At 39.3% G+C, this 13,630-nt stretch carries 14 protein-coding genes; 8 read left to right on the top strand and 6 right to left on the bottom strand.

Annotated elements, in window-relative coordinates; all coding sequences use genetic code 11:
- Window positions 1-197 (top strand): YadA-like family protein (locus tag JR005_RS00965; protein WP_218665410.1); only part of this gene is annotated, 197 nt, incomplete at its 5' end.
- Between the two features lie 70 nt (window positions 198-267).
- Complete coding sequence (tpgA, locus tag JR005_RS00960) at window positions 268-1,062, top strand: trimeric autotransporter adhesin/peptidogylcan-associated protein TpgA (protein WP_151813850.1); 795 nt, start codon at window positions 268-270, stop codon at window positions 1,060-1,062.
- A gap of 43 nt (window positions 1,063-1,105) precedes the next feature.
- Here tpgA and JR005_RS00955 read toward each other — a convergent pair whose 3' ends face one another.
- Genes JR005_RS00955 through JR005_RS00940 form a run of 4 tightly spaced genes read right to left on the bottom strand, consistent with a single transcriptional unit; the run spans window position 1,106 to window position 5,981 of the window.
- Window positions 1,106-2,218 (bottom strand): ABC transporter permease, encoded by a 1,113-nt coding sequence (locus tag JR005_RS00955; RefSeq protein ID WP_151814289.1) that lies wholly within the window; start codon window positions 2,216-2,218, stop codon window positions 1,106-1,108.
- A complete protein-coding gene (locus JR005_RS00950; protein ID WP_151726250.1) occupies window positions 2,211-3,344 on the bottom strand; it encodes an ABC transporter permease in 1,134 nt (377 codons plus the stop codon). Before JR005_RS00950 ends, JR005_RS00955 begins: the two co-directional genes overlap by 8 nt.
- 2 nt (window positions 3,345-3,346) lie before the next feature.
- Complete coding sequence (locus JR005_RS00945) at window positions 3,347-4,468, bottom strand: HlyD family secretion protein (protein ID WP_371863750.1); 1,122 nt, start codon at window positions 4,466-4,468, stop codon at window positions 3,347-3,349.
- Window positions 4,469-4,481: 13 nt separating this feature from the next.
- On the bottom strand, window positions 4,482-5,981 hold the full coding sequence (locus tag JR005_RS00940; RefSeq protein ID WP_218665409.1) for a TolC family protein: 1,500 nt from the start codon (window positions 5,979-5,981) through the stop codon (window positions 4,482-4,484).
- 304 nt (window positions 5,982-6,285) lie between these two features.
- Between JR005_RS00940 and serC the strand changes: the two genes are divergently transcribed.
- Window positions 6,286-7,365: a 3-phosphoserine/phosphohydroxythreonine transaminase gene (serC, locus tag JR005_RS00935; protein ID WP_004990460.1), complete on the top strand. Its 1,080-nt coding sequence runs from the start codon at window positions 6,286-6,288 to the stop codon at window positions 7,363-7,365.
- Between the two features lie 261 nt (window positions 7,366-7,626).
- On the opposite strand, the gene JR005_RS00930 is transcribed toward serC, so the two are convergent.
- Window positions 7,627-8,565, bottom strand: a complete 939-nt coding sequence (locus tag JR005_RS00930; RefSeq protein WP_218665408.1) for a hypothetical protein — start codon at window positions 8,563-8,565, stop codon at window positions 7,627-7,629.
- Window positions 8,566-8,737: 172 nt separating this feature from the next.
- Between JR005_RS00930 and JR005_RS00925 the strand changes: the two genes are divergently transcribed.
- Together JR005_RS00925 and JR005_RS00920 are read left to right on the top strand one after the other, a co-directional pair.
- Window positions 8,738-9,211, top strand: a complete 474-nt coding sequence (locus JR005_RS00925) for a YaiI/YqxD family protein (protein WP_171492893.1) — start codon at window positions 8,738-8,740, stop codon at window positions 9,209-9,211.
- Window positions 9,212-9,220: 9 nt separating this feature from the next.
- Entirely contained in the window at window positions 9,221-10,156 is a 936-nt protein-coding gene (locus JR005_RS00920) for a DMT family transporter (protein WP_151726253.1), read from the top strand.
- Between the two features lie 17 nt (window positions 10,157-10,173).
- On the opposite strand, the gene JR005_RS00915 is transcribed toward JR005_RS00920, so the two are convergent.
- The gene (locus JR005_RS00915; RefSeq protein ID WP_004990450.1) at window positions 10,174-10,743 is read right to left on the bottom strand and encodes a PilZ domain-containing protein; all 570 of its coding nucleotides are present in this window, start codon (window positions 10,741-10,743) and stop codon (window positions 10,174-10,176) included.
- A 26-nt stretch (window positions 10,744-10,769) separates the two neighbouring features.
- Here JR005_RS00915 and JR005_RS00910 point away from each other — a divergent pair, with 26 nt between their 5' ends.
- The 3 genes from JR005_RS00910 to JR005_RS14335 form a co-directional block, all read left to right on the top strand.
- A complete protein-coding gene (locus JR005_RS00910) occupies window positions 10,770-12,005 on the top strand; it encodes a lipoprotein-releasing ABC transporter permease subunit (protein ID WP_034699652.1) in 1,236 nt (411 codons plus the stop codon).
- Window positions 11,998-12,687 carry a lipoprotein-releasing ABC transporter ATP-binding protein LolD gene (gene lolD / locus JR005_RS00905; protein WP_034699653.1) on the top strand — a complete coding sequence of 230 codons (690 nt, stop codon included), beginning with the start codon at window positions 11,998-12,000 and terminating at the stop codon, window positions 12,685-12,687. Before JR005_RS00910 ends, lolD begins: the two co-directional genes overlap by 8 nt.
- An 86-nt stretch (window positions 12,688-12,773) precedes the next feature.
- A partial coding sequence (locus tag JR005_RS14335) for a ComEC/Rec2 family competence protein (protein WP_228731728.1) occupies window positions 12,774-13,630 on the top strand: 857 nt, incomplete at its 3' end.

Here is a 13,630-nt window from a genome sequence, read left to right as displayed (position 1 = left end):
CACTGGAAGCAGCGCCATTTGTTGCTGGTAAATATACGTATGCAGCAGGTGCTTCTTATCATGGTGGTGAAAATGCAGTCGGCGTAACTTTACGTAAAACTGCTGACAACGGACGTTGGTCAATTACAGGTGGTGTTGCAGCAGCGTCGCAGGGAGATCCAAGTGTCCGTGTGGGTATCAGTGGTGTGATTGATTAATTTCATGAATGCTCAACAGGAGATGGATGGGCCATCTCCTTTCACAAAAATATTAAAGAGAACAAAAGCTATGCAAATCAAAAAAACTTTTATGTTCGCTGCAATGTTGGGTTTTATGATGTCTGCAACAGCGGCTGAACCGACGGCAACGACAGAACAAATTACTTTTCCTGACATCAGTAAAAGCTATCTTAAACAGGTATTGCGTTATGAAGTGGCTGATGTAGTGCGTTTAGATACTGGATTGAATAAAGACCAGATCAGACACCTATTAGGTAATCCACAATTTAATGAAGGAATTTTTGGTGCAAAAGTCTGGAATTATGTATTGGATATTCGCGTACCAAACAGTAATGATTATAAACGTTGCCAGCTTCGTATTGATTTTGATAAGAAAAATACGGCTGAGCGATTATCTTGGAAAGGTCAGGATTGTGAAGCTTTAATACATCCTAGCAATCCAGCACCAACTTTAACCCCAACTCCAGTACCTGTTGCTCCAGCACCCGTTCGATCAAAAGATATCCTATTCGCTTTTGATCGCTCAGATGTTGCAGGAATTACAACTGGAGTAGATTCGGTCAAAGAAATTGCAGAACAAATTAATCATTCACAAGATCATCGTCCTGTGATTGTTGCGGGTTATACCGACCGATTAGGGTCTTATGCATATAACCAAAAACTTTCTGCAAAACGCGCACAAACGGTAGCGACATTGTTGACGCAATATGGCATTGATTCTAATCGTATAAAGATAGAAGCGAAAAATCAGACCACTGCCTATCAACAATGTGGGACAAACTCAGAGAGGTCTCAACTGGTTGAATGTTTAGAACCCAATCGCCGTGTCAATGTAAATTGGTAAGTCAATCAAATTGATAAAGAAGTACGCTTGAGGCGTACTTTTTTTACGACTTATTTGATAACACTTTGGGATGCATCACTAAACGATAATAAGCAATGAATAAGAAAATCCCTGCGGCACAGCTCAAAAAGATCAATTTAGGTAATACAAAATAAGTTTGGGTACCCATTTGGTTGAGTTGTATAAATAATTGCACAGCATGCGTGGAAGGCAAAAGCCAAGTAAAACCCTGTATCCATAACGGCATTGCTTGAATAGGCCAGGCAATGCCTGTTAATAAAAATAAGGGAATAGAGGTCGAAACCAGAAAAAGTCCAGCTCGTTCAGACATATCCAAGAGCGAACCAAAAAGTAGACCTAATCCAGTGACACAACTGACGAAAATGGGTACAGCCAACAGCATTCCCCAGAAGTTTCCGCCACGTGGATAGTCATTAACCCAAAAAATGAAGCCGAATAAATAAAAACAACCTAAGCAACCTATGGTAAAAAAGCAGGCAAAAATTCCCCAAAATTCACTTGCTTTCGGACGCCAGTTTTTTTCTCGAAAACCGCCAATCAACATGCCCAAACCTAAAACAATGGTTTGATGAATAATCACAGGCGCGACAGCAGGAAAAATATAACTTCCATAACCTGATAAGGTATTAAATAAAGGGATTTGGTGGATTGAAAGTTCGGGTTTGAAATGTGAAACTTTTCCAAAGCGTTCGGCTTGTTCACGAATCGCATTTTCAATTGCCGTAGCTAAGCCTAATCCAATATCTTTGGTTTTTAAAAAGTAGGCAGTACTGATATAAAGCCCAATCCCTCCAACTTCGCCGCGTTGAATACTGTTAGACAAATTGTTGGGTAAATACAAGATGCCATCCGCTTTTTGGTTACGCACCATTTGTTCGGCTTCAAGAAAATTACCCGTAATTGCCTTGATCTTTACATCGGGACTATTGGCAACTTGAGTAATGATCGTTGAAGTAACGACGCTCTGTTCTTCATCTACAATGACGATAGGAAGGGATTCAGCGTGTTCTGCCTTATAAGCCGTTGGATAAAAGATACTATAAAAGAAAACAGATAAAATGACGGTGGTCAAAATAGATGAGTTTTTAAAAATATTTTTAAATGTTTCAAGATAGTAGTGAAAGAAATTATGCATTGCTTTGCTCCTTCACTAACTTTTTCATGAGTAACACACTCAGCGCAAAATAAAATAGACAATAGCCCAGTAAAATGAGAAAAGGCCAAACTGAAATTGAGAGATCACTCCCTACGACCCATTGCTCTGTTTGTAAACGTGCATAAGGGGTATAAGGAATGATCATTGACCAAAACTGAGTAAAAATGGGAGCATTATTTAATGGTAATGTGACACCCGCGAAACTTAACGATGAGCCTCCATAAACTGCAATAAACCCAAAAGTTCGTCCTAAATTTTTACTGGCAAGCACTACCGTTGAACTAATAAAGGCATAGGCAAAATACAGTAAAATTTGTCCTGCCAGTATCATCACTAAGCTTCCTGCAACAAACCAACCTCTAATCTCGATCAACCAAAACATCCACGCCCAAGTCCAGAAAGTATAAATCACCACATAGACCAATATTTTTGCAAAAAGTGCTTGGATATAATCATCTTGGTTTGCCCAGTCTGGTACAGTTTCTCTTTTTAATTCCTGTCCAATCGCAAATGCCACACAGCAACATAGTAATAAATGTAAAATAGCAGGAATAACAAAAGGTTCTAAGTAAAATTCATAACTTAAATTTGGATTATATAAGGTTGAAATTTTAACGTTGGGTGTAGGCATACTGAGATAAGGCAGTACATTTCCCAGATAACTTTCTCCAGCAAAATCTGCCATGCCATTCAAAACAGACAAAAGCATGGCCGATGAAACCGTATTTCCCACACTAAAAAATGACTGATTAAACACTATACTAATTTGGGCATCCTGCGCATTGACCAAACGTTGTTCTGCGCCCGCAGGGATGTGGACATAACCCCAGATTTTGGTCTGGTTGAGTAAATTCTCAACTTCAGTCTGGTTTTGAGTTTGGTATTTTACATCGAGGGTATGATTGAGTGATAAATCACGACTAATGTTACGACTGAGTTCACTCTGATCCTGATCGATGACGGCAATGGGTAGATGATCAGGTTTGCCCGTATAAAACATGCTACCAAATAACAAAATGATAAATAGTGGGGCAATTACCACCATGGCCAGATCCCACTTATTGTGGAGGAGATAGCGTAGCTCTCGTAACATACTGGCAAGCATGTTTATTTTGCCTCAGTCACTTTAAAGACCACACTCATTCCTACCTTCAAATCTGGTATGGCATGTTCTGGGACTAAATGTAGTTTAAAACTACGAATGTCATAACCACCTGTTTGGCGTGTGGTTTTAATCGTGGCGAATTCACCTTCCGCATCAATATTTTTAATTTTAAACTCGACTTTTTGATTGAGCGCAGGAATATAACCTTCTAGAGTTTTGGCTTTATACACTGAGCGATATTGATCTTCACGCACATTTAAACTCACCCAAAGTTCATCATCTTCCAAAATACTGACCACGGGTACAGCGGTCGCGACCAGCTCGGATGGTTTGCCGTAAGTTTTAGAAATAGTTCCATTGACAGGTGAATACAGTTTGGTTTCACCTTCAAGTGCGTTAGCTTCTGCTAATGCAGCCTGAGCAATTTCAACCTGCGCATCCGCCATTGATTTTTGTTCAGGGGTGCTGCCGCGTTTGGCTCGGGCATATTGTTGATAAGTTGCTTCGCTGAGTGCTTTGGCAGATTGTTGGGTGGCATACATTTCATCACGACGTTGCCGTGAAATTACACCTTCTTGATAGAGCACGGCCCCACGTTGATAGGTTTTAGTGGCCAGTTCTGCCTGTGCCTGTACACTTTTCCAATTGGCATACAACGTCTCAATGTTTTCTTGCTGTGAACCACGTTCAGCCGTGGATTGCAGCGCTTGTGCAGATTGTAAGGCAGCCAGAGCCTGCTGTTTCTTTGCCTGAATTTCAGGACTAGTTAACAACACCAGTTCCTGTCCTTTTTTTACTTTTTGCCCTTCAGAGACATAAACCTGTTCGATCCTACTAGGCACTTTGGTACTGATATGTAAGGTTTCAGCTTCTACTCGACCTTGCACTTGTACTTGTTTGGGCTGGTAGGCTTTCCATAATCCATAAGCAATCAGTCCCAGGAGTAATAACACCACAATTGCAACGATGACTTTCAAGAGTCCTTTGTTTTTAGGTTTTTCAGACTTACTTTGCTGTTGTTCCGTGTGATTCTGCTCGATCTGATCAGGTTTTGCTTTTGTATTCTCTGGATTGGAAGAGGAATCTGGATGTTGAGCGTCAGATGGTGGTTGATCTTGATTCATCATGTCCTCTCCTTTAACGAATGAAATCGGTATTTGGTTGGTTTACATAAGCTTTAAAGTTTGAAATCGATCCGTGACTTTGTAATAAAGTCGCCAATGATAAAATATATTTATAGGCATTGAGCGCCATTTCGCTATCTAAAGCATTTAAGGCATTTTGAGCATCAATCACTTGTGTTGCTGTACCCATATCTTCTTTAAAAGACAGCTCTTGAATGCGTAAATTTTCCTGTGCCGCTTTTTGATTCTGTAAAAGTAAGCTATGGGTCTGTTGTGCTGAATGAAGTTCGCTATAAGATTTATTCAGCACATTTTCAATTTCTTGTTTGGTACGTGCCGTAAGTAATTCTGTGGCATAGCGTTTAAGTTCGGCAGAATGGATACTTTTACTTTTATCAATGCCTGAAAATAAGTTATAGCGAGCTGCAATACCAACGATCCAGTTTTCTTTATCATCGAGGCTATATTCACCAAAAGCAAATAAATTTGGTTTTTTGGCAGCTTGCTGGGCTCGAACATTTTCATTGGCAATTTGAGTATCCATTTGCATTTTACGCACCAGACTGGACTGTTCTGGATAGGTGGCCATCAAATTGTCTAATGATTGAGTTTGGGCTTTGTTAACAAATAACGGCGTAGTAAGTTGATTCACTTGATTGGTTCTGAGCAGATTATTGAGTTGAAACTGACTACTTTGTAAATTTGCCTGTGCATTTTGCAATAAACGCTGCGCATTGTTCCTTGCCACTTCAAACTGCATGCGCTGTCCTTTACTTAAAAATCCCTGTTTTTCAAGTTTTAGAGCATTATCCAAATGGCGTTGCATAGCGTTAAAATTAAATTGACTAGATTTCAGCAATTGCTGTTGTAATTGCACATTGAAGTAAGCCTGAATCATTTCAAAGCGTTGTACATCTTGTTGTTGTTCGGTATTAAGTTCAGAACGTTGTGATTGGATCGCTGCAATTTGTTTGGTTGATTTGAGTAAACCGCCTGTATAAAGCGGCATGACCATCGAGATAGATGATCTGATTTGTTCATCTTGTAAGGTTAAATTGGCGTAATTAGGAACCATGTTGACGCCATCATGAATAACACCACTGACCCCATTTTCAATATCACCAATGATATTAGGAGGAATCACATTTTCCCATTCATTCAACTGGTTATCGATTTTCTCATTCAGCGCATTTTCAATGCCCTGTTTAAATGAATTTAATGGTACATCTACTTCGCTGTGAAATTTATAGGCGCGAACATTCAAATCAATTCGTGGTAGCCCCAAACCTTTTACAGCTTCGGCATCCAATTTTGCAGAACTTTGCAGGGCTTGATTGGCCTGAGAGGTGTACGAGTTTTCAAGCACTTGCTGTTCAGCTTGTGCATAGCTATAACTTTGGGCTTGTACTTGAGCGCACAAGCCTGTAAAACCTAATCCAACCGCCATGATCTTGAATAAAGTCTGCGTCAAGAAGGTTGGTTTTGTTGTATAAACCTGACGTCTAAATTTCATAGAAAACAACTTTTAATATTTTCAGCTAGTGTAATCGATTATTTATAAAAGTAAGTTATTGAATTGTTTACAATACATTTGTATAACAGGCTTAAACCGCTGATCAAGTCCAAATCAAACCCTAATCTTGATCAAGCAGGAGACTGTCAGTTTGATATTAGCCTAAATTAAGATTTTGAATAGACTAAATCAAGAGACTTAGCAGTTCATATTGAAATATTTATGGGTTCAATTACTGCACGAAACTTCAAGATATGGTTAAATGCCACATTCAGTTTTGTTTCACTCTAACAAAGGAAAAATCATGCGCGCGTACAATTTCTGTGCTGGTCCTGCTGCATTACCCACTGCCGTTTTAGAAAAAGCTCAAGCTGAGTTATTGGACTGGCACGGTAAGGGCCTTTCCATCATGGAAATGAGTCATCGCAGTAAAGATTATGTCGCGGTTGCGGAAAAAGCTGAAGCGGACTTGCGTAAATTGATGAATATTCCTGAAAATTATCAGGTTTTATTTTTACAGGGCGGGGCATCACTTCAATTTTCAGCGATTCCACTCAATCTTTTGGGTAAAAACCCTAAAGCGGACTATATTCATACTGGGATTTGGTCAGAAAAAGCCTTAAAAGAAGCACAGCGTTATGGCGAGATCAATATCGTAGAAGCGGGTACAACGCTCAATGGCAAACTGGCGATTAAAGACCAAAGCGAATGGAGTTTATCTCAAGATGCTGCCTATGTACATTATGCTGATAATGAAACCATTGGCGGTTTACAGTTCGCGGGTGTTCCAGAGGTGAATGCACCTTTGGTATCTGATTTGTCTTCAAGTATTTTGTCTGCGCCAATTGATGTATCCAAGTTCGGTTTGATTTACGCGGGTGCGCAAAAAAATATTGGTCCAGCGGGTTTAACGATTGTCATTGTTCGTGATGATTTACTGGATCAATCTCGTTCAGAGATTCCTAGTATTTTGAAATATTCTGCACAAGCAAAAAATGATTCAATGGTGAATACGCCTGCGACTTATTCATGGTATTTGTCTGGTTTGGTCTTTGAATGGTTACTCGAACAGGGTGGGGTAGAGGCTATTCATCAGGTGAATCTGGAAAAAGCCAAATTGCTTTATGGTTATATCGATGCCAGTGACTTTTATAATAACCCGATTGCTGAAGCGAATCGTTCAATTATGAATGTGCCATTTACTTTGGCAGACGAAGCTTTGGAAAAACTGTTTTTGAAAGAAGCTGAAGAAAATCATTTGTTAAATCTGGCAGGACATCGCTCAGTCGGTGGGATGCGTGCGAGTATTTATAATGCTGTCCCGCTTGAAGGTGTACAAGCTTTGGTGAACTTTATGGATGATTTTGCTCGACGCAATGGTTAATTGAGCGAAAAAATGAAGCCCTCAAAATGTGAGGGCTTTATTTTGCATATTTGATATATCAAAAAGCCAATAAAACTAGGCAGCTAATAAGCCAAAATGGTAGAAAATCATGGCTGCGAGAAACATCCCAAGAACAAAAAAGCAAAAGGCGCCTTTGTCCAACTTAATTCGTTGACCACTAAATTGGATGAGACTATAGCTTTGTTGTTCTCGAATAATTTTCATTAATGAGCCTAATAATTAAATTATTGTGAAAATATATTAATTATTCGTAGTTTTAGCATAAATATTCGCCTGAATCCAGAGGTTGCCGCGAATATACTGCCCAATTTCAAAGTTTTTATACAAATGTTGTTTTGTTGCAATACGAATTAATGTTGCAGGCAGATTATCTTCTAAAACTAAAGTGACATCATAAAGGGTATATTCCTCATTCATAAACGTCATGGAAGTTTTACCTACAATATTACCCTGAAACCACGCTTCATCTTCCTGACCCATTGTTTCGCCATATAGATAGGCCACCATTTTAGAAAAATCAACAGTGACAGGTTCTTTATCTTCAGGGGTTTTCGGCTCCCATGCATTAATCAGTTCCTGTAAATTTTCAGGTGCCACGCCATTATGTTCAGCTAAAATATCATTTAATGCACGATGATGTTTAATTGAGGCTGGATCATCCACAATAATCGTTTCATTATCCGCTACCTGTTCTAACTCATAGGCCCAAGCATTGAGTTGGACCTGATAATTTTGATCCTTTTGATAATGACCATGATTGACAGCATATAAATTATCAAAGGCATAAATAATCGTGTTTGCATTTACTTTTAGTCGTAATACTGCTTGAGTCGCAGAATCCGAAGTAATAATTCGATCAATCGTGGCATTAAATTTATACGGACTTTCAAATGTAGGAAATGCAGTTTTTAATGCTTTCGGTTTATTATTTTCAACTGCAATAATCTGATTCAGTTGGATAGAGGACTTTGTAGGGCCTTGAATGAGCCAAAAAGCCTGATCCATTTCTTCTTCACATTCACAAATCCCCATCGGCATAACAGGGCTATCTAAAGCCAAGCCCAACCATTTTGGGACATCTTGCTCAGGCTGGGTAGAAAGAAGTGTCCAGTGCTGCGCATGACTGCCAAAATTATTTTCTTCAATGTGAATGATTTCAGGGCTGTTTTGATTTTTCATATTGGCTGTGAATCGAAAATGGATAACTTGATATATTAAATCGAGCATATCTTGGTTTTTTCAAGTCTAGCACTGTAATTATGTAAAAAAATCATCAGGATTTTTCACCCGAATAAATATCCATGAGCAAAACTGAATCTGTTAAAATATTGCTTATTTTCGTCCAAGAGACATGCAGTTGTTAGCATTCAAGTTATGGGTAGATGCAGATGCATTGCCTAAAATTCTGCGTGAAGTAATTTTACGGGCATCTGATCGTTATCAACTCGAAGTGACCTTCGTCGCCAATCAGAATGTCGGGATTCCACCTTCGGTCAGAATCAAATCGATTCAGGTCATGAGTGGTGCAGATCAGGCAGATCAAGAAATTGTGGAGCGAATGCAGGAAAATGACATTGTCATTACGCAAGATATTCCGCTTGCTGCGCAAGTGATTGAAAAAGGCGGCGTTGCGATTCATCCGCGTGGTGAGGTTTATACCACGGCAAATGTTAAGGCGCGTCTACATCTTCGTGATTTTATGGACACCTTACGCGGCGCAGGTGTACAAACAGGTGGGCCACCGCCGATATCAGAACGAGATAAACGAGAGTTTTCGAGTGCTTTGGATCAAACCATTTTGAAACAAAAGCGTAAAACAGCATGAGAATCCAGAATGCTATCTAAACGTAACATTGTCATAACCTATGTTGTGTTGGTGTTTATCTGGGCCACTACGCCTCTTGCGATTGTGTGGAGCGTGTCTGATCTCTATATTTTGTGGGCAATGGCATTACGTTTTTTTATTGCTTTACCCATTGCTGCGATTTTATTGTTTTTTCTCAAAGTTAAATTTCCTACCGACAAAGTTGCACTACAAAGTTATGTCGCGGGTTCTTTTAGTCTGATTGGTTCGCAGATTTTTACCTATATCGCAACACAATATTTAAGTTCGGGAATTATCGCGTTAATGTTTGGTCTAGCGCCGATTATTGCAGGACTAATGGCACATTTTGCTTTGAATCAACATCTGAATCGATTGCAATGGCTAGGAATGTTTGTGGCGATTTTTGGGCTTGCACTGATTTGTTTTGCTGGATCTGAGCAGAATATTCAGCCCATTGGGATTGGTTTAATGCTGATCAGTGTATTTATGTATTGTCTATCCATTTTTTGGGTCAAGAAAGTCAATGCAAATGTACAACCGATGGCACAGGCAACAGGGTCGATTTTAGTCTCAGCTTTAGGAGCAATTTGTTTGATGCCGTGGATTTGGCAATATGCACCCACACATCTACCTGAAGCTAAATCGTTATTGGCCTTAATTTATACCGTGATTATGGCATCGTTGATCGCGATGTTTTGTTATTTTAAATTGGTACGCAATATCAAAGCGACGACTTTATCACTCACCAATGTCATGACACCACTTTTGGCCATGTTGGTTGGTGTTTTGGTCAATCACGAAAAACTATCCATGTTTGGGGTGATAGGCGCGGCGATTATTTTAATTGGGTTATTTCTATATTTTTATAAAGATTTACAAGCCAGTCGTAGATTACAAATGCATTTAAAACAGCAAAATTCCAAGCAATCATTTGAAAATGAATAACCTTTATAAAGATTTAGTTAGTCGTTTAATATTTGTTCCGCAATACATTCTGCTAGCTTCACTCGATCGTGTGGATGCAAGGTAATAAAATAAACCCCTGTTTTAAATTTATGATCATCTTCAGGAATGCTATATACCACTTGAGCTGTCACCGCAATATGAAAATAATTGTCAGGATGACTAAGGGTGATATGAATATAAGTGCCTTCATTTAATGACTCAGATGCATAAAAACTGAGTCCAGTTTCAGAGACATTGACTTGTTCAGTACTCGGTAAGATGGATTGAACGATAGAGTCGTACAGAGAACCCGTAATTAAATTCAATTTTTGATTAAATAAAGATAAGATACGAGCAATTTGTTGATCTTTTTGATTTAATTGTTCTAATTCGTAGCTAAACGCATGATCAATTTGATCTAATTCTGCAAGTAGTAGAAAATAGCGCGGCAAAACAAAACTTGGATCGTAAGGATCGTTAAGCGCAACTGCATCAGAAATAATCTGATAGTTGATTCTTAACGCAGCATCTATACGAGACATGACACGGCGTTCAGTTATACCACTCGAATGCTGTGAATTTTCCATAATGAAATTACCTCGGATTAGATGGTATGTTTAAACCAATCTCGTTATATATCGGGTTGAGATATACTCGCGCACGGCGTAGTAATCACTTTATTTCTTTTATTGCATTGGTTTCCATGATTGGTCTCACCTTGGGTGTTGCCGTACTCATCACCGTGCTATCGGTCATGAATGGTTTTGACCGTGAGTTGAAAAACCGTGTCTTAGGCATGATACCTCAAGCTACTGTTTCTTCAACACAAATTTTAACAGATTGGCCAGAACTTGCAAAAAAAATTGAAAGTCATCCGCATGTCACGGGTGTTGCACCTTTTACTCAGTTACAAGGCATGTTGACTGCACATGGTCAGGTGGCAGGCATTATGGTGACTGGGATTGAACCCAAATACGAAACCAAGGTTTCTATTATCCAAAATCATATGGTTGCAGGGAATATTAATAGCCTGCAAAAAGGTGAGTTTGGCATAGTATTGGGTAAACAAATGGCAGATGCATTAGGTCTTGGACTTAATGACAATGTTACCTTGGTGCTTCCCGAAGCAACTCCATCGCCAGCAGGCGTCGTGCCGCGCTTTAAGCGTTTTAAAGTGGTAGGAATTTTTAGCATTGGCGCAGAAGTCGATTCGATGATTGGCTATATCGCCTTAAATGATGCTTCAACGCTGTTACGTTTGCCCGATGGTGCACAAGGTATCCGACTAAAATTAGACAATATCTTTCAGGCACCTCAAGTCGCAAATGACATTGTGAAAACCCTGCCACCGAACTTTTATGCATCTGACTGGACCTATACTCACGGTAACTTATTCAGTGCGATTCAGATGGAAAAGGCGATGGTGAGTTTGCTACTGTTCTTAATTGTGTTGGTAGCGGCATTTAATATCGTATCCTCTTTAGTGATGGTCGTGACCGATAAAAAATCAGATATTGCCATTTTGCGAACCTTGGGTGCTTCTCCAGCGACCATTACCAAAATTTTTATGGTACAAGGCACGGTGATTGGTGTGATTGGGACCGTTGCAGGTGCGATTTTGGGCATCGTACTGGCGACCAGTATCAGTAATGTGATCGACTGGCTCAATACTGCTTTTGGCTGGCATTTGTTTGACGCTTACTTTATTAACTATTTACCGTCGTATTTAAGATGGCAAGATGTGGTGTTGATTGTTTCTGTGTCTTTAATCTTAAGCTTTTTAGCGACCATTTATCCAGCTTTGCGTGCTGCAAAAATTCAGCCTGCGGAGGCTTTACGTTATGAGTAAAATCGTTCTGGAAGCCAAAGATATTTATAAAAGTTTTACCGATGGTAAATCCAAGGTCGACGTGATTAAAGGTCTGTCTTTACAGGTGAACGCGGGTGATTTTGTTTCAATCGTGGGAGCAAGTGGCTCGGGTAAAAGTACTTTACTGCATGTATTGGGCGGACTGGATCAGCCAACGCAAGGTCAAGTATTTTTAAATGGTCAGCGCTTTGACACTTTAGATGAAGCGGAGCGCGGTTTTAAGCGTAATGAATATTTAGGCTTCGTTTATCAGTTTCATCATTTGTTACCTGAGTTTACGGCACTCGAAAATGTAGCAATGCCGCTGATGCTGCGTAGTAATAGCAACTTTAAAGAGGTGAAACAACGTGCAGAGTATTTGCTAGAGCGAGTCGGATTATCACACCGTCTTGACCATAAACCCGGTGAGTTATCAGGGGGTGAAAGACAACGTGTGGCTTTAGCTCGTGCCTTAGTGACTAAACCTGCTTTAATGTTAGCTGATGAACCTACAGGTAATCTGGATCGTAAAACAGCGATGACGATTTTTCAGTTGCTGATGGATCTGAAAAAAGAATTGAATATGGCGATGCTTATTGTGACTCATGATGAACAATTGGCACAATCCGCAGACTCTATTTTGCATATGCAAGATGGTCTATGGGTTGATCAAATTAGCTAAGATGAAATGATTTACCGACCAATAACCTTTTAAAGCTCATGAAAATGGGCTTTAATTTTGCCCAAAAAGAATGCCTATAAAATTACATGTTAAAAATTATATTGTTGGGATGGATTGCAGGCATCAGTTTGATGGGATATTCATTGCCTTACCTGAAATCGATCGGCGTTTATTTTATTGTATTTGTTTTGATTTTATGGATGATTTATTTTGTAAAAATAAAAACATGCAGCGAAAATATATCCTTTAAAGCAGTTCTAATCGCAAGTTCAACATTTGGTATGTTGATACTTGGTGATCTATACGCAGATCATGCCTTGACTGAACATCTTAAATATAAAGAAATGACGTCAAGAAGGGCATCTGAAGTCATCTATATTCGAAAAATCGGAGAAAGTACAGAACACGGAATTAAGCAGCCTATTGAAATTTTATCTCAAAATAAACCTACTGTTATATGGCTAGCCTATATTGATGATCAGCTTTTGGAAAATATGCAGATTAACAATAATAGCTTAGCACTAGGACAATATTATCAGGTACAAGGAATCGTGAAGCCTGTGCATGGTTATGCGAATGCAGGAGGATTCGATCAGGAAAAGTGGTTTGTTCAGCAAAACTGGATGTCAGGCTTTCAAGTCCAACAGATTCAGCCCCTATCGATGCAACAAGTTTATGGTTTGGGTTTTCAGCAACATCTCAAACAGCAAAATAATCTCTGGTACAAATTTAGTCTAAATATTGAGCAATTGCGACTGGATTTTCGTATTCAATTACAACAGCAACCTCTGAAATATAAAGCGCTGATGCTGGCGCTGTTGACAGGTGATCGTAGTTTATTGGATAAAAATACGGAACAAATGTTTCAGCGCTTTGGTATTTCACATTTACTGGCGATCTCTGGTCCACATGTACTCATCTTGGCGGCATTATTTACATGGCT

The sequence above is a fragment of the Acinetobacter sp. Colony158 genome, assembly GCF_019264745.1.
In the GTDB taxonomy this organism is placed as follows: Bacteria; Pseudomonadota; Gammaproteobacteria; order Pseudomonadales; family Moraxellaceae; genus Acinetobacter; species Acinetobacter ursingii.
Note: the sequence above shows the minus strand (reverse complement) of the source record. Positions and strands in the feature narration are given on the sequence as shown.